Source organism: Pseudonocardia yuanmonensis (assembly GCF_039542425.1).
GTDB lineage: Bacteria > Actinomycetota > Actinomycetes > Mycobacteriales > Pseudonocardiaceae > Pseudonocardia > Pseudonocardia yuanmonensis.
The window spans coordinates 283,838-300,108 of the sequence record NZ_BAABIC010000006.1; the positions used below are offsets into that span (position 1 = coordinate 283,838).

The following is a 16,271-nucleotide window of genomic DNA, read 5'->3' on the forward strand; positions in this document are numbered from 1 at the left end:
GCGGGCGGGACCTGCGCTGCGCCGGCGGGCGGGCGGCGGGACGGGGACGTACGCCCCGGGGAGTACGCCGCGCGTCCCCCGTGGACCGACGCGCCCCGGACCGGGCCCGTTCTAGGGTTCGGGTGTGTCCTGGGTGGGCGGGCTGGTGCGGCGCTCGTGGCAGAGCGTGCCGCACACCGTGCTGACCCCGGCCGCGTGGCTGGTCGTCGGCCTGGTCGCCGCGTTCAACGCGTCCCGCTTCGTGCCGACCGCCCGCCCGGTCGACGCCCTCGGCGTCGCCCTGCTCGTGCTCGGTCCGCTGCTGCTCGTGGTGCGCCGGGCCCATCCGCCCGCGGTGCTGGTCGGCTGTGTGGTCGTGCTGCTCGTCTACCTCGGCCTCGGCTACCCGTTCGGGCCGGTCGTGGTGCCGTCGCTGGTCGCGCTGGCCGAGGCGATCCTGCGGGGCCACCGGTGGATCGCCTACGTCACCACCGTCGTCGCCGTGCTGGCCGGGCTCGGGATCCAGATCGCGTTCCGCGGCGGGTTCGCCGGGCTCGAGGGCCGGCTCGGCTGGCTCGCGTGGTTGGCCGCGTTCGTCGCCGGGTGCGAGCTCTGGCGGGCCCGGGCCGAGCGCCGCGCCCAGGCCCGCGCGGCCCGCGAGGAGACGGCGCGGCGGCAGGCCGGCGAGGAGCGGCTGCGGATCGCCCGCGAGCTGCACGACGTGCTCGGCCACCACGTCTCGCTGATCAACGTGCAGGCCGGCGTCGCCCTCTACCTGCTCGACGACGATCCCGAGCAGGCCCGGCGCGCACTGGCCACGATCAAGGACGCCAGCCGGGACCTGCTCCGCGAGATGCGCTCGACCCTCGGCGTCCTGCGCGGGATCGACGAGGAACCGCCGCGCGCGCCGACCGCCGGGCTCGGGATGCTCGACCGGCTCGTCGCGGACAACGAGGCCGCCGGGCTGGCCGTCGAGACGGCGGTGTCGGCGCCGGACCTGCCGCCGAGCGTCGACCTCGCCGCCTACCGGATCGTGCAGGAGGCGCTGACCAACGTGCGCAAGCACGCCGGGGCCGGCCGCGCGCTCGTCCGGGTGAGCGAGGAGGAGGGCGCCCTGCGGATCGTCGTCGACGACGACGGCACGGGCCCGCCGGCGCGGCCCGGGGCGGGCGGCACCGGGCTGGTCGGGATGCGCGAGCGCGCCGCCGCGCTGGGCGGCACGCTGACCCACGGGCGCGCGCCCCGCGGCGGGTTCCGGGTGGAGGCGCGGCTGCCGCTGACGGGCGGCCGCGCCGCGGTCGGCGGCGCGGGGACGGAGGAGGCAGGGTGATCAGGGTCGTGCTGGCGGACGACCAGGCGCTGGTCCGGGCCGGGTTCCGGGCGCTCCTGGACTCGGCGCCCGACCTCGAGGTCGTCGGCGAGGCCGAGGACGGGGAGGCGGCGCTGCGGGTCTGCCGCGACACCGCGCCGGACGTCGTGCTCATGGACATCCGGATGCCGGGGCGGGACGGGCTGGCCGCGACCCGCGACATCGTGGCCGATCCGCGCCTGTCCGGCGTCCGGGTCGTCGTGCTGACGACCTTCGCCGAGGACGCCTACATCTTCGAGGCGCTGCGGTCCGGGGCCAGCGGGTTCCTGGTCAAGGACACCGAGCCGGCCGAGCTGCTCCACGCGGTGCGGGTGGTGCACGCCGGGGAGGCGCTGCTCTCCCCCGGCGTGACCCGTCGGCTCGTCGAGGAGTTCGCGGCGCGGTCCCGACCGCCCGCTCCCGACCGCCGGCTCGACGCGCTGACCGGGCGCGAGCGCGAGGTGCTCGCGCTGGTCGCCGCCGGGCTGTCCAACGACGAGATCGCCGAGAAGCTCGTGGTCAGCCCGGCCACGGCGAAGACCCACGTCAGCCGGTCCATGGTCAAGCTGGGCGTGCGGGACCGCGCCCAGCTCGTCGTCCTCGGCTACGAGACCGGCCTGGTGCGACCGGGCTGGCTCGCCTGAGGTGAACGGCCCTCTCGCTCACACCTACTGAGCGAGGGTGCCGCTCGTGCACCCTCGGCCCTGGCGTGCCGCCTCACGTCCGGCCCACGGCACGCGTCAGAGCGCCACGGCACGCGTCAGAGCGCCACGAACGAGGTCAGGCCGTCGAGGAGGCGGTCGACGTCCGTGTCGTCCGTGTAGGGCGACAGCCCGATGCGCAGCGACCCCGTGTCGCCCAGCCCGAGCCGGCGGCTGGCCTCGAGCGCGTAGAAGGAGCTGGCCGGGGCGTTGATCTTGCGCTGGGCGAGGTAGCGGTAGGCGTCCGCCGGCTTCTTGTCGGTGAACTCGACGAGCAGGGTCGGTGTGCGGTGCGCCGCCCGCGACCGCACGCGCACCCCGGGCAGCTCGGCGAGGGCCTGCTCGATCCGCACCCGCAGCGGCTCCTCGTGCGCCCGGATCGCCGCCATCGCGTCGAGCAGCGCGGTGCGCCGGTCCGCGGGCGAGCCCGTCAGCCCGGCGAGGAAGTCGACGGCCGCGGTGGTGCCGGCGAGCAGCTCGTAGGGCAGGGTGCCGAGCTCGAACCGCTCGGGGACGACGTCCGTGGACGGGTCGAGCTTGGCCGGGCGCAGCTCCTCGAGCAGCTCGGGCCGGGCGGCGAGCACGCCGCAGTGCGGCCCGAGGAACTTGTAGGGCGAGCAGGCGAAGAAGTCCGCGCCGAGCTCGGAGACGTCGACGGCGGCGTGCGCGGTGAGGTGCACGCCGTCGACCATCGTCAGCGCCCCGGCCTCGTGGGCCAGCGCGGCGATCTCGTGGACCGGCGGGATCGTGCCGACCAGGTTCGACGCCCCCGTCACCGCGACGAGCCGGGTGCGCCGGGAGAGCACGGCCGCCACGTCGGCGGCGGTGAGCTCGGCGGTCTCCGGGTCGAAGTCCGCCCAGCGCACGACGGCACCGGCCGCCTCGGCGGCGAGCACCCACGGCCGGATGTTGGCGTCGTGGTCCAGGCGCGTGACGACGACCTCGTCCCCCGGCCGCCAGGTCGCCGACAGTGTGCGGGCGAGGTCGAAGGTCAGCTGGGTCATGCTGCGCCCGAACACGATCCCGCGCGGATCGGCGTCGAGCAGGTCCCCCATCGCCGCCCGGGCCCGCAGCACGATCCCGTCCGCGTGCCGCTCGGCCTTGGTGACGGTGCCGCGGTTCGCGATCGGGCACGTCAGCGCGTCGTACACCGCCCGGGCCACCGGCTCCGGCGTCTGCGAGCCGCCCGGCCCGTCGAAGTGGGCCGCCCCCGCCTTGAGTGCCGGGAACTGGCTGCGGAGTGCGGCGACGTCGTATCTCGCGGGTTGGCTCACGGCTCCCACCCTGGCACGGCCGGTGCCGCTCGACGGCTGGCGCGGGACGGCTAACGCAGGACAGTGCCCCTGGTCTCGGGCAGCGTCAGGATCGTCAGGAACGCGATCACCGCGCCGGCGGCGACGTACCAGAAGAACGCCCCGCCCAGCCACTGGATCATCAGCGGGGCGGTGCCGCCGAAGAGCGCGACCGTGAGGTTGTACCAGGCGCCGATGCCCAGCCCGCGCACCTCCGTCGGGAACAGCTCGCTCATGACCGCCGGCGCGATGGAGGTCATCATCGTGTAGAAGCCGAGGCCGACGCAGAACACCACGAGCAGGCCCCAGAACCCCGGCCCCACCAGGGCGGACAGCGGCACGATGAGGATCGCGATGGCCGCCGACCAGGTCAGCAGCTGCGGCTTGCGCCCGAACCGGTCCGACAGCGCGCCCATCGGGTACTGCAGCAGGCAGAACAGCAGCGTCGCGATCGACAGCGCGAGGAAGACGTCGAACGGGTCGGCGCCGCGGGACTTCGTGGCGTACGGGGTCAGCGCGGAGAAGAAGGTGTAGTAGCAGAGCGTCGAGAGCAGGGTGAAGCCGACGAGCTGGCCGACGGCCTTCGGGTGCTCGCGCAGCGTCAGCAGCAGCGGGTTCTTGATCGTCCGGGCCTTCGACTTGTTCGTCTCGTACTGCTCGGTCTCCGGCATCGCCCGGCGCAGCCAGAGGCCGACGAACCCGAGCACGCCGCCGATCAGGAACGGGATGCGCCAGCCCCACGAGGCGATCTGGTCCTCGGCGAGCGTGCCGGAGAGGATCACGCCCAGCACGCTGGCGATCAGGACCGCCCCGCCCGTGGAGATGTAGAAGAAGGACGAGTAGCGCCCGCGGTGGCGCACCGGGGCGATCTCGCCGAGGTACGCCGACGCGTTGGACACCTCGCCGCCCAGCGACATGCCCTGGGCGATGCGGGCGAGCAGCAGTAGGGCCGGGGCGAGCCAGCCGACCATCGCGAAGGTCGGCAGGATCGCGATCACCAGCGAGCCGCCCGCCATCAGCAGGATGGTCAGCATCATCGCCGTGCGGCGGCCGTGGACGTCCGCGAAACGGCCGAGCAGGAACCCGCCGAGCGGCCGGAAGAAGAAGGCCAGCGCGTAGGTGGCGAGCGTGCTGACCAGGGCCAGCGCCTCGTTGCCGGGCGGGAAGATCTGGGTCGCGAAGTAGATCGAGAACGTTGCGTAGATCGTCCAGTCGTACCACTCGATCGCGTTGCCTATGGACGCCGCGACGAGTGTTCTGACCGGCAGTCGATGGCGGGTGCCGGTGGTGGTCTGCTGGCCGGTCTCGGTCATCGCTGCTACTCCTGTGATCCGCCGCAGGTGATCAGTACAGCCGGGCACGATGTGCGCGAAGGGTACGTCGGCCGGGTGACCCCTGCAGGGTCTGGCGTCACGCTCAGGAGCCGGCGAGGGCGGGCAGCGGGATCGTCGGCCCGTCGAGACGGGGAGGTCGGGCGGGATCCCCGGGCCGGTGTCGGTGACCGTGAGCAGCACGGCCCCCTCGACCGGGGCGGTGGCGTCCGCCGGCGTCCGCAGGCCCACCGTCACCTCCGTGCCGGCCGGGGTGTGCGCACGGGCGGCGTTGGCGAGCCATGCGCCCACTGTCCGGTCGCGGCGTGTGCCGTCCGTGGGCACTTCCTGTGCACCGCTGTCAGCCGTCACCCGAGGGTGGCGATCGGCCCGCCCGCGCCGGTCCGGGATGGCACGCTCGGCGCGTGACGCCCCGTTCGCGCCAGCTGCTCGAGACCGTGCTCGACGACGGGACCTTCCGGTCCTGGGACACCACCCCCGCCCCCGTGCCCGAGGTCGCCGACACCCCGGAGTACCGGGGGGAGCTCGCGGCGGCGCACGAGCGCAGCGGCGTCGACGAGGCCGTGGTCACCGGGGAGGGCCGGATCGCGGGGCGCCGGGTCGCGGTGGTGTGCAGCGAGTTCGCGTTCCTCGCCGGGTCGATCGGCGTGGCCACGGCCGAACGGCTGATCCGCGCGATCGAGCGGGCGACGGACGAGCGCCTGCCGCTGCTGGCCGCCACGGCGTCGGGCGGGACCCGGATGCAGGAGGGCGCCATCGCGTTCCTGCGCATGGCGGCGATCTCCGCGGCGGTCACCGCGCACAAGGCGGCGGGCCTGCCGTACCTCGTCTACCTGCGGCATCCGACGACGGGCGGGGTGTTCGCCTCGTGGGGCTCGTTGGGCAACGTGACCGTGGCCGAGCCCGGCGCGCTCGTCGGGTTCCTGGGGCCGAAGGTGTACTCGGCGCTGTACGGCGACCAGTTCCCCGACGGGGTGCAGAAGGCCGAGAACCTGCACCGGCACGGGATCGTCGACGCGGTGCTGCCGCCGGAGCGGCTGGCCGGGGTCGCGGCCCGGGTGCTGGCGATGCTCGATCCCGTCGACCCGATGCACCTGCCGCCCGCGGCTCCCGCACGGGGCGAGCCCGCGGGCCAGGACGAGGACGCCTGGACCTCCATCCGGCGGTCCCGGCGGCCGGAGCGGCCCGGGGTGCGGGACGTGCTGCGGCTGGCGGCCACGGACGTCGTCCCGCTGGCGGGGACCGGGGAGGGCGAGGCCGGGCGCGGTCTGCTGCTGGCGCTGGTGCGGTTCGGCAGCGTGGCGTGCGTGCTGCTCGGGCAGGACCGTCGGGCGCAGGCGGCGGAACCGCTCGGGCCGGGGGCGCTGCGGACCGCGCGGCGCGGGATGCGGCTGGCCGCCGAGCTGGGGCTGCCGGTGGTCTCGGTGATCGACACCACCGGGGCCGCGCTGTCGGTGGAGGCCGAGGAGGGCGGGTTGGCCGGGGAGATCGCGCGGTGCCTGGGCGAGCTGACCGAGCTGCCGGTGCCGACGGTCTCGGTGTTGCTCGGGCAGGGCACGGGCGGCGCCGCGCTCGCCCTCCTGCCCACGGACCGGGTGCTGGCCGCGCGGCACGGCTGGCTCACCCCGCTGCCGCCCGAGGGCGCCAGCACGATCGTGCACGGCACCCCGGAGAAGGCGGCGGAAGTGGCGGCGCAGCAGCACGTCCGCGCGGTGGACCTGCTGCGGGCCGGTGCGGTCGACACGATCGTCGACGAGCGGCCCGACGCGGCCGACGAGCCCGAGGCCTTCGCCCGCCGGGTCGCCGACGCCGTGGAGTCCGAGCTGCGGGCGCTGCTCCCCCTCTCCCCCGTCGACCGCCTCGTGCGGCGGCGCCGCCGCTACCGCACCCTCGGCCTCCGCTGACCCGCCGCTCCCGCCCCGCTCGCCCGTGATCGCGCAGGCCGCGCCTGCGGGAAGGCGACCTCACTCCCGGCGACGACGCCGGCCGGCCCCACCCCTCCGGGCTCGAGTGCTGGTCACGGCCGCCGCCGGCGGGTGATTCCGATCCGGACGGGCCGGACGAAATGGCGCCTCGCCATTCCGTGGGCCATTCGGGTGATTCGTGTCCCGCAATCGAATCGCAATCACTCTGCGCTCCGAATCCTCACCGTCGGTCGGCATGATGATCGTGGGGTGGGTGTGACGGGAGGGGGAAGCGTGAAGTCCGTGCGATGGCGGGCCGTGCGGCGGATCCTGGCCGGAGCGGTCGCGCTCGGGGTCTCCGCCGGGCTCGTGGCGGCCTGCGCCAGCGCCAACGCCGACGCCCGGCACACCGGCCAGGTCGCGGCGGCGCCCCGGGCCCCGGCGACGATCGTCCCGACGCTCGCTCTGCAGCCCGCGGCCGGCACCACCGATGTTCACCCCCTCGGCGCCGCCCGCGCCTCCGCCACCGCCGGCACCCTCCGGGACGTCGCGCTCACCGACTCGGACGGCGAGGCCCTGCCCGGCTCGTACTCGGGCGACCAGGCGCAGTGGACCGCCACCGCCCCGCTGGCCTACCACGAGACCTACACCTGGAGCGGCTCGATGGTCGCCGTCGACGGCACCGTCACCCCGCTCGCCGGCTCCTTCACCACGGTCGCGCCGAAGCGCCTGGTCAAGGCCTCGACCAACATCGGCGACGGCGCGACGGTCGGCATCGCGGCGCCGATCGCGATCCGCTTCGACCGGAACCTGTCCGACGAGGCGAAGGCCGAGGTCGAGCGCGGACTCAAGGTCACGACGTCGACCCCGGTCGAGGGCGCCTGGGCCTGGCTGCCCGACGACTGGGGCGGCTCGCGGGTGCACTGGCGGCCCAGGGAGTACTGGCCGGTCGGCACGCAGGTGTCGGTCGTCGTCCCGCTGTACGGCAAGGACCTCGGCACCGCCGGCTACGGCTCCGCCGACCTCACCACCCACTTCACCATCGGCCGGAGTCAGATCGTGAAGGCGGACGAGGACAGCCATCGCATCGTCGTCATCCGGGACGGGCAGCAGGTCCTGGACCTGCCGGCCAGCTACGGCCTGGAGAGCGACCCGCGCCGCGTCACCCGCAGCGGCATCCACATCGTGATGGCGAAGTCGGAGAAGGTCCTCATGTCCAACCCGGACTACGGCTACGTCAACATGCCGGAGTACTGGGCGGTGCGGATCTCCAACAACGGCGAGTTCATCCACGCCAACCCGGCCTCGCAGTCCGCCCAGGGCAGGCGGAACATCTCGCACGGCTGCATCAACCTGTCGATGGTCAACGCCAAGGCCTACTTCGACACCGCCATCTACGGCGACCCGGTCGAGGTCACGGGCAGCAGCGTCCCGCTCTCGGCGCAGGACGGGGACATCTACGACTGGGCCGTGCCGTGGGACGAGTGGAAGGCGATGAGCAAGCTCAGCGCCTGACCGTGCCCGGACGAGCGGCGCTCTCGCTCAGTAGGTGTGAGCGAGAGCGCCGTTCGCTCACTGGATGCGGCGTTCCACCCCCGCCCACGCCTTCTCGCGCAGCACGAACTTCTGGATCTTCCCGGTGGAGGTCTTGGGAAGCTCGCCGAAGATCACGGACTTGGGCGCCTTGAACCGCGCCAGCCGGCCCCGCACGTGCTCGACGATCTCCTCCTCGGTGGCGGACGCGCCCTCCTGCAGGGTCACGTACGCCGCCGGCACCTCGCCCCACCGCTCGTCCGGCACCGCGATCACCGCCACCTCCAGCACCGCAGGGTGGTCCATGATCGCCTGCTCGACCTCGACGGACGCGATGTTCTCCCCGCCCGAGATGATCACGTCCTTCGACCGGTCCCGCAGCTCCACGTAGCCGTCGGGGTGCACCACGCCGATGTCGCCGGTCCGGAACCAGCCGTCCGGCGCGGCCGCGGCCGTCGCCTCGGGGTCGTCGAGGTAGCCGAGCATCAGGTTGTTGCCGCGCAACGCGATCTGCCCCGTGGTCGTGCCGTCGGCCGGGACGTCGGCCCCGTTCTCGCCGATCACCCGGACCGCGCACGAGATCATGTTCCCGACGCCCTGGCGTGCCTTGAGCCGCGCCTGCGCCTCGGCGTCGAGGGAGTTCCACTCCGGGCGCCAGTCGCAGAGCATCGCCGGGCCGTAGGTCTCGGTCAGCCCGTACAGGTGGGTGACCTCGAAGCCCAGCTCCCCCATCCGCCGCAGGATCGCCGGCGACGGCGGCGCCCCGCCCGTCGCGATCCGCACCGTGTGCCCCTCCGGCAGCGGCGCCGCGTCCTTCGCGTACGCGATCATCGACAGCACCGTCGGCGCCCCGTTGAGGTGCGTCACGCCCTCCTCGCGGATCAGCCGCCACACCTCGGCCGGGTCCACCTTCGGCAGGCACACGTGGGTGGCCGCCGCCGCGGTCACCGCCCACGGGAAGCACCAGCCGTTGCAGTGGAACATCGGCAACGTCCACAGGTGCACCGCGCTCGGCGACAGCCCGGTGTGCCCCACCATCGACACGGCCTGCAGGTAGGCGCCCCGGTGGTGGTACATCACGCCCTTGGGCCGGCCCGTCGTCCCGGACGTGTAGTTGATCGACAACAGCGACCGCTCGTCCGCGGGCGTGCGGTGCAGCGGCTCCGCCCCCGCCAGCAGGTCCTCGTACTCCTGCCCGGCCCGGATCCGCCGTGGCGGGTCGTCGAGCTGCGCGAACACGTCGTCGACCAGGGTCTCGAACGAGGGATCGTGGATCAGCACGGCGGACTTCGAGTGCTGCAGGATGTACGCCACCTCGCCGGCCGAGAGGCGGGTGTTCACCGCGACCAGCGGCACCCCCGCCCACGGCACCCCGAAGTTCGCCTCCAGCAGCACGTGGGTGTTCGGCGCCAGCACCGCCACCGGCCGTCCGTCCGTCAGGGGCGCCAGCCCACCCGCCAGCCGGGTGCACCGCTCGTGCAGCTCGGCGTAGGTCCACCGCCGGTCCCCGTCGACGACCCCGATCCGGTCGCCGTGCGCGGCGGCGGCGCGGTCCAGGTAGGCGGTGGGGGTCAGCGGCTCGAACGACAGGGCGTCCAGGAGGGCGGGATCGGGGGCGGCGGTGTCGGCGGCGTTGCTCACGACGGTGAGCCTCACCCGGCGTGCCGCCCGTGCGCAACGGGAAGGCGCACACAGCCGATCCGTCAGGAGGGGGCGAGCGGACGGACCTCCCGGCGCCGCTGCGCCACCAGCTCCGTCACGCCGGACAGGAACCGGGCGACGGCGGCCAGCTCGGCCTCCGTGTAGCCCTCCAGCATCGCGTCCATGCCGGTGCCCAGCGGCCCGAAGAAGGCCTGGCCGATCCCGGCGGCGGCGGCGCCGTAGCGCAGCACGACCCGGCGGCGGTCGCGCGCGTCCCGGTCCCGGCGGACGTAGTCGTGCCGCTCCAGCCGGTCCACGAGCGCGGTCGTCGCCCCGGAGGACAGGCCGAGGTGGGCGCCGAGCCGGCCCGCGGTGAGCGGCTCGCCGACCCGGTCGGCGTTGAGCACGGCGATGAGCGCGTGCAGGTCGGTGGTGTGCAGCCCGTGCTGCTCGGAGAAGGCCTGCGCGAGCCGTGCGGACTCGGTCGCGTAGCCCTGGAGCAGCCGGACCAGCTCGTCCCGCCGCGCCCCGTCCGTCATGATCGCCAGGTTACCGACCGCTCCACCGCGGCTCGCGCTTCTCCAGGAACGCGGCCACGCCCTCCTGCCGGTCCGCCGAGGCGAGCACGGCCTCGGTCGCCTCCCGGGTGGCCGCCCAGCCGCGCTCGTCGGACTCGCCGGCCACCGTCTCCACCGCCCGCAGCGTGGCCCGCACCGCGACCGGGGCGTTGGCGCACACCTGCTGGGCGAGGGCGAGCGCCGCGGCCTCGGCGCCCCCGTCGTCGACGACGTCGGCGACCAGGCCCAGCTCGTACGCCCGGTCCGCGCCCAGGGGCCGGCCGGTGAGCAGCATCTGCTTGGCGACGTTGAGCGGCAGCGGCCGCGGTGCCCGGAACAGCGCCCCGCAGTTCGCGACCAGCCCGCGGGCCACCTCCGGCAGCCCGAACCGCGCCGACCGGCCCGCCACCACCAGGTCGCAGGCCAGCACGATCTCGAACCCGCCGCCGTACGCGACGCCCTCGACGGCGGCGATCACAGGGGTGGACCGCTCGCGCTTCACCACCCCGTAGTTGCCGCCGCGCGGGGTCGGCTCGCCCGCCCCGCCGGCCAGGTCCGTGCCGGCGCAGAACACCGTCGGACCGCCGGTGAGCACGCCGCACCACAGGTCCGGGTCGTCCTCGAGCTCGTTGAGCGCGGCGTCGAGCGCGGCGGTCATCGCCGCGTCGACGGCGTTGCGCTTGGCCGCCCGCTCCATCCTGATCAGCAGGACGCGGCCGTGCCGCTCGGTCGAGACCCGGTGCTCCGTCGCGGTGGAGGTGCTCACACCCCGACCTTAGGAGACCTAGAGTCCGGAGGGTGACGGACACGAGATCACGTTTGGCGCTCCCCGCCGTCGGCCTCTGGACCGGCGCCCTCGACGTCGTCCCCGCGGCCCGCGCCCGGGAGCTCGCGGCCGAGCTGGAGTCCCTCGGCTACGGCGCCCTGTGGATCCCGGAGGTCGCCGGCCGGGATCCCTTCGTCCACCTGGCGATGCTGCTGTCGGCCACCGACCGGCTGATCGGGGCGACCGGCATCGCGAACATCTGGGCCCGGGACGCGGTGGCCACCTCGTGCGCGACGAAGGCGCTCACCGAGGCCCATCCCGAGCGTGTGCTGATCGGGCTCGGGGTCAGCCACCAGAACCTGGTGAGCGGCCTGCGCGGGCACAACTACGACAAGCCGCTCACGGCGATGCGCGAGTACCTCGACGGCATCGAGAAGGCCCCGTACACCGCGGAGCGCCCGACGACCCCCGTTCGGTACGTCCTCGCCGCGCTGCGCCCGCGGATGCTCGAGCTCTCCGGCGAGCGGACGGACGGCGCCCACCCCTACTTCGTCACCCCGGAACACACCGCCCGGGCGCGGAAGACCCTCGGCGCGGAGCCGCTGCTCTGCCCCGAGCAGGCCGTCCTGCTGGAGACGGACCCGGGCAGGGCCCGCGAGATCGGCCGCCGCTACACCGCCACCTACCTGGCCCAGCCGAACTACGTCAACAACATCAAGACCCTCGGCTTCGACGAGTCCGACCTCGCCGACGGTGGGTCCGACGCCTTCGTCGACGCCCTGGTGGCCTGGGGCGACGTCGAGACCGTGGTGCGCCGGGTGCAGGCGCACCTCGACGCCGGCGCCGACCACGTCGCCGTGCAGGCGCTGCCGAGCGAGAAGCGCGGCGTGCCGGAGGACCAGTGGCGCGAGCTGGCGGCCCCGCTCACCGCGCTGCGGGCGGGCTGACGGCCTCCCGGCCGCCTCGGTGAGCAGGGCCGGTGAGCAGGTCGGCCCGCGGAGCCCGGCGGCCGGTGCGGCTGCCGGCGGCGTCGGCGTGCTGATCGGGGCTGCGGCGGTGTTCCGGCGGAACGGTCGCTATCTCGGCGTCGGACGGCCGGGCCGTACCCGGCGCCCGGCTGGGAGGCGGCTGAGACCGTCCGGCGATCTCCCGTCCGCCGCACTCGTAACCTGGAGTGCGTGGCCCGCCCTACGCCGCTCCCCCTCCGCACCGGGGTGCTGACCGCTCTCGCCCTCGCCGCCACCGGTGGCCTCGCCGCGGCCGGCGCGGCTGCATGGGGCATCCCGCACGCGATGGGGGCACCACCGGAGGAGCTGCGCCGGGCCGCCGACGGGTCGCCGCACGCCCGCGAGGGCCGTTTCCGCAACACCGAGCCCGGCACCGGGCTGCCGTCGGGCACCGTGCCGGCCGCCCTGCGCGCCGTCGTCGGGAGGCGGGCGGGGCGGCCGAGCCGGCCCGTCCCGCTCGCGGGCCCGGAGGAGGGTCCGGCCGCCGCCGGGGCCACGGAGGCCGGCGAGCTGGCCGTGACCTGGTTCGGGCACTCCAGCGTCCTGCTCGAGATCGACGGGCGGCGGGTGCTCGCCGACCCGGTGTGGGGTGAGCGCGTCTCGCCCTCCCGGCTGGTGGGGCCGCGGCGGCTGCACCCGGCCCCCGTCCCGCTCACCGCGCTGCCGCCGGTCGACGCGGTGCTGATCTCGCACGACCACTACGACCACCTCGACCTGCCCACCGTCCGGGCGCTGGTCGCCGACCCGCGGCACCGCGCCGCCCCGTTCGTGGTGCCCCTCGGCATCGGGGCGCACCTGCGGGCCTGGGGCGTGCCGGAGGACCGGATCGTCGAGCTGGACTGGGACGGCACCGTCGAGGTCGCCGGGCTGACCCTCACCTGCGCGGAGGCACGGCACTTCTCGGGTCGCGGGCTGCAGCGCGACACCACCCTCTGGTCCTCGTGGGCCGTCGCCGGCCCGCGGCACCGGGCCTACTTCGGGGGCGACACCGGCTACACCACCGCGTTCGCCCGGGCGGGCGAGCGCTGGGGGCCGTTCGCCCTCACGATGCTGCCGATCGGCGCCTACGCGGATCTGTGGCCGGACATCCACATGAATCCCGAGGAATGCGTGGCCGCCCACCGCGACCTCCGCGGCGGGGTGCTGCTGCCCGTGCACTGGGCGACCTTCAATCTCGGCCTCCATCCCTGGTCGGAGCCCGTGACCCGGTTGCGGGCCGCCGCGAAAACGGCCGGAATCCCGCTCGCCCTCCCCGTTCCGGGCCGCCGAATCGATCTGACGGGCCCGCCGCCGACCGCGGACTGGTGGACGCCGGTGGCCTGAGCCACGCCATTCGGGCCGTTCCGCGTCGCCGGCGCCTTCGGTTCCCGGCGCGCGGCGGTGCTATCCGGCGGATGCCTCCGAAGGAGTGATCCGCGCGACGCGCGGCCGCGGAACACGGGACCCGAATCGACTTTCCACGGCGCCTTCCTTTATCGTCTGTACCGACGCATTCTCCTGTTCCGCACGCCGATCCACTCCGCTCCCGGAAAGCACCCGGACACCCGCCGGGCGATGCTTCCTGCCCGCGTGGAGCCCGGTCCAGGGCAGGAGTCCGGAGAGCAGAAGGGCTGAGGGGACGTGGCGAAGCAGACCACGGTCACGCTGATCGACGACCTGGACGGCAGCGAGGCGGACGAGCAGGTCGAGTTCTCCGTCGACGGTAAGTCCTACGAGATCGATCTGTCGGCGAAGAATTCCGAGAAGCTGCGCGAGGCGCTGGCGCCGTACATTGCGGCGGCCCGCCGTGGCTCCGGCCGGCGGGCCTCCGGGGGCTCGTCCGCGCCCGCCTCCCGACCCGTTTCCGATCGTCAGCAGAACCAGGCGATTCGCGAATGGGCGGCTGCCCAGGGGATGAAGATCTCGGAGCGCGGGCGGATCCCGTCCAATGTTCTCGAGGCGTACCACGCGGCACACTGACCCCACGGCGGAACACGCGTCACGGTTCGGTGACAAGGCGGCGCCTTTCGTCACCGAACCGTGACGGCGCCGCCATTTTCCGCGCACCACGGGCCCGTTCCCGCCCGGCCCGGAACGCTCGTCCGTTGCGCTCGCCGACGCATCTCGTCCGCCCGTTCGGCGCATTCCACTCGTCGCGGTGATCCCGCCACGCTCCGTCGACCGGTAGACTCGTCCGACCCGCCCCGGTACCCCGATCCGGTGAGCGGCCCCGACGAGAGGCACGAGACGTGAACGCGAAGGTCACCGACGGCTACGGGACCTGTCCCGTCTGCGCACGGTTGAAGCACGTCACCCCCGAGTCCACCCTGCGCCTGCACAACCGGTTCTCCGCACGCGGCACCGTGGTGTCCGCGCAGCGCTGCGCCGGTTCCGGAGCACCGTCCGTCGAGAGCGGCGCGCGGTCGGCCGCGTCCGCCTAGCACCGCGAGGCCCTCCACCGCGTCCGGGCGGCACCCCGGCGCTCCCCCTCGTTCCCCCCGCCGCCCGACCGCGAGATCCGCCTCACCTGCGTCCGCCGCCGCCGATCGTCTGCCAGGATCGGACCCTCCGACATCCGGACGTCGATCGAGGAAGAGGACGGACATGTACCCGGGCACGCACGCCGCCACGACCCCCGACAAGCCCGCGGTGGTGATGGCGGGCAGCGGCGAGACGCTGACCTTCCGCCAGCTCGAGGAGGGCTCCGCACGCCTGGCCCGGTTCCTGCACGAGGCGGGCCTGCGCCGCGGCGACGTGATCGCCGTCGTCACCGAGAACACGCCGCGGGTCTTCGAGATCTACTGGGCGGCCCGCCGCTCCGGCCTCTACATCACGATGGTCAACCACCATCTGTCCGCGCCGGAGGCGGCCTACATCGTCACGGACTGCGGCGCCAAGGCCCTGATCGTGTCGGCGGGCGTGGCCGGGCTCGCCGCGGCCGTGGGCGAGCACGTCGAGGTCGGCATCCGCCTCGCGTTCGGCGGGCCGATCCCGGGTTCGGACGCCTACGCCGGCTACGACGAGGCGCTCGCGGGCGTGCCCGCCGAGCCGCTGCCCGAGCAGCCCCGCGGCGCGGACATGCTCTACTCCTCCGGCACCACCGGCCGGCCCAAGGGCATCAAGCCGACGCTGCCGGACTCGGCGGTCGACGAGCCGGGCGACACCTACATCGACCTGTTCGGCCCGATGTACGGCTTCGACACCGAAACCGTCTACCTCTCCCCCGCGCCGCTCTACCACGCCGCCCCGCTGCGCTTCTGCGCCACGGTCCAGGCGATCGGCGGCACGGTCGTCGTCATGGAGCGGTTCGACCCCGAGGCCGCGCTCGCCGCGATCGAGCGCTTCCGCGTCACGCACAGCCAGTGGGTGCCGACGATGTTCGTGCGCCTGCTCAAGCTGCCCGAGGAGACCCGCCGCGAGTACGACCACTCCTCGCTTCGGGTGGCGATCCACGCCGCCGCGCCGTGCCCGCCCGAGGTCAAGCAGGCGATGATCGACTGGTGGGGCCCGGTGCTCTACGAGTACTACGCCGCCACCGAGGCCAACGGCATCACCTTCGTCAACTCCCAGGAGTGGCTGGAGCGGCCGGGCACGGTCGGCCGGGCGGGCCTGGGCGTGGTGCGGATCTGCGCCGACGACGGCAAGGTCCTCGCACCCCACGAGGTCGGCACCATCTACTTCGAGCGGGACGACCGGCCGTTCGAGTACCACAACGACCCGGAGAAGACGGCCGGTGCCACGCACCCCGACCACCCGACCTGGACCACCACCGGCGACCTGGGCTACCTCGACGAGGACGGCTACCTGTTCCTCACCGACCGCAAGGCGTTCATGATCATCTCGGGTGGCGTGAACATCTACCCGCGCGAGGTCGAGGACGTCCTGGTCACCCACCCCGCCGTGCTCGACGCCGCGGTGATCGGCGTGCCGGACCCGGAGATGGGCGAGTCGGTGAAGGCGGTCGTGCAGCCCTCGCCGGGCGTCGACGCCGGCCCCGGGCTCGAGCGCGAGCTGATCGCCTTCGTGCGCGAGCGGATCGCGCACTACAAGGCGCCGCGCAGCGTCGACTTCACCGACTTCCTGCCCCGGACGCCCACCGGCAAGCTCGTCAAGCAGGAGCTGCGGGACCGCTACGCACACTGATCGCTCCGGTCGGCGGCGCCCAGGTCCTGCAGCCCGCGCGCCGCTGACCTGAACGGTCCGGCTCCGGCCCGAACGGACCTTGCCGAACGT

14 protein-coding genes are annotated in these 16,271 nt (G+C 74.3%); 9 read left to right on the plus strand and 5 right to left on the minus strand.

The features are described 5' to 3' along the window. Positions 1 to 124 precede the first annotated feature (124 nt). Both ABD990_RS11510 and ABD990_RS11515 read left to right on the plus strand, forming a co-directional pair. The gene (locus ABD990_RS11510) at positions 125 to 1,309 is read left to right on the plus strand and encodes a sensor histidine kinase (RefSeq protein ID WP_345380378.1); all 1,185 of its coding nucleotides are present in this window, start codon (positions 125 to 127) and stop codon (positions 1,307 to 1,309) included. Further along, a complete protein-coding gene (locus tag ABD990_RS11515) occupies positions 1,306 to 1,971 on the plus strand; it encodes a response regulator transcription factor (protein WP_345380380.1) in 666 nt (221 codons plus the stop codon). The genes ABD990_RS11510 and ABD990_RS11515 overlap by 4 nt, the downstream gene beginning before the upstream one ends. A gap of 116 nt (positions 1,972 to 2,087) precedes the next feature. Here ABD990_RS11515 and ABD990_RS11520 read toward each other — a convergent pair whose 3' ends face one another. Next, on the minus strand, positions 2,088 to 3,302 hold the full coding sequence (locus ABD990_RS11520; protein ID WP_345380382.1) for a cysteine desulfurase-like protein: 1,215 nt from the start codon (positions 3,300 to 3,302) through the stop codon (positions 2,088 to 2,090). 50 nt (positions 3,303 to 3,352) lie between these two features. Next, positions 3,353 to 4,633 (minus strand): MFS transporter, encoded by a 1,281-nt coding sequence (locus tag ABD990_RS11525; protein ID WP_345380384.1) that lies wholly within the window; start codon positions 4,631 to 4,633, stop codon positions 3,353 to 3,355. A 422-nt stretch (positions 4,634 to 5,055) separates the two neighbouring features. Between ABD990_RS11525 and ABD990_RS11530 the strand changes: the two genes are divergently transcribed. Both ABD990_RS11530 and ABD990_RS11535 read left to right on the plus strand, forming a co-directional pair. After that, entirely contained in the window at positions 5,056 to 6,555 is a 1,500-nt protein-coding gene (locus ABD990_RS11530; protein WP_345380385.1) for a carboxyl transferase domain-containing protein, read from the plus strand. A gap of 294 nt (positions 6,556 to 6,849) precedes the next feature. Then, on the plus strand, positions 6,850 to 8,070 hold the full coding sequence (locus tag ABD990_RS11535; RefSeq protein WP_345380387.1) for a L,D-transpeptidase: 1,221 nt from the start codon (positions 6,850 to 6,852) through the stop codon (positions 8,068 to 8,070). Positions 8,071 to 8,127: 57 nt separating this feature from the next. Here the strand turns inward: ABD990_RS11535 and ABD990_RS11540 are convergent, their stop codons facing one another. From ABD990_RS11540 to ABD990_RS11550, 3 genes are all read right to left on the minus strand, one after another. Continuing rightward, entirely contained in the window at positions 8,128 to 9,687 is a 1,560-nt protein-coding gene (locus ABD990_RS11540) for an acyl--CoA ligase family protein (protein WP_345380486.1), read from the minus strand. A 104-nt stretch (positions 9,688 to 9,791) separates the two neighbouring features. Continuing rightward, positions 9,792 to 10,268, minus strand: coding sequence for a MarR family transcriptional regulator (locus ABD990_RS11545; protein WP_345380388.1), 477 nt, complete (start codon positions 10,266 to 10,268; stop codon positions 9,792 to 9,794). A gap of 10 nt (positions 10,269 to 10,278) precedes the next feature. Further along, positions 10,279 to 11,052: an enoyl-CoA hydratase-related protein gene (locus ABD990_RS11550; protein WP_345380389.1), complete on the minus strand. Its 774-nt coding sequence runs from the start codon at positions 11,050 to 11,052 to the stop codon at positions 10,279 to 10,281. 53 nt (positions 11,053 to 11,105) lie between these two features. On the opposite strand from ABD990_RS11550, the gene ABD990_RS11555 reads away from it, so the two are divergent. The 5 genes from ABD990_RS11555 (at position 11,106) to ABD990_RS11575 (ending at position 16,181) form a co-directional block, all read left to right on the plus strand. Beyond that, complete coding sequence (locus ABD990_RS11555; protein WP_345380391.1) at positions 11,106 to 11,999, plus strand: TIGR03620 family F420-dependent LLM class oxidoreductase; 894 nt, start codon at positions 11,106 to 11,108, stop codon at positions 11,997 to 11,999. A gap of 231 nt (positions 12,000 to 12,230) precedes the next feature. Then, positions 12,231 to 13,382 (plus strand): MBL fold metallo-hydrolase, encoded by a 1,152-nt coding sequence (locus tag ABD990_RS11560; RefSeq protein ID WP_345380393.1) that lies wholly within the window; start codon positions 12,231 to 12,233, stop codon positions 13,380 to 13,382. Between the two features lie 297 nt (positions 13,383 to 13,679). Further along, on the plus strand, positions 13,680 to 14,018 hold the full coding sequence (locus ABD990_RS11565) for a histone-like nucleoid-structuring protein Lsr2 (protein ID WP_345380394.1): 339 nt from the start codon (positions 13,680 to 13,682) through the stop codon (positions 14,016 to 14,018). Between the two features lie 269 nt (positions 14,019 to 14,287). Then, on the plus strand, positions 14,288 to 14,479 hold the full coding sequence (locus tag ABD990_RS11570) for a hypothetical protein (protein ID WP_345380396.1): 192 nt from the start codon (positions 14,288 to 14,290) through the stop codon (positions 14,477 to 14,479). Between the two features lie 163 nt (positions 14,480 to 14,642). Continuing rightward, positions 14,643 to 16,181: an acyl-CoA synthetase gene (locus ABD990_RS11575; RefSeq protein WP_345380397.1), complete on the plus strand. Its 1,539-nt coding sequence runs from the start codon at positions 14,643 to 14,645 to the stop codon at positions 16,179 to 16,181. Positions 16,182 to 16,271: the final 90 nt, after the last annotated feature.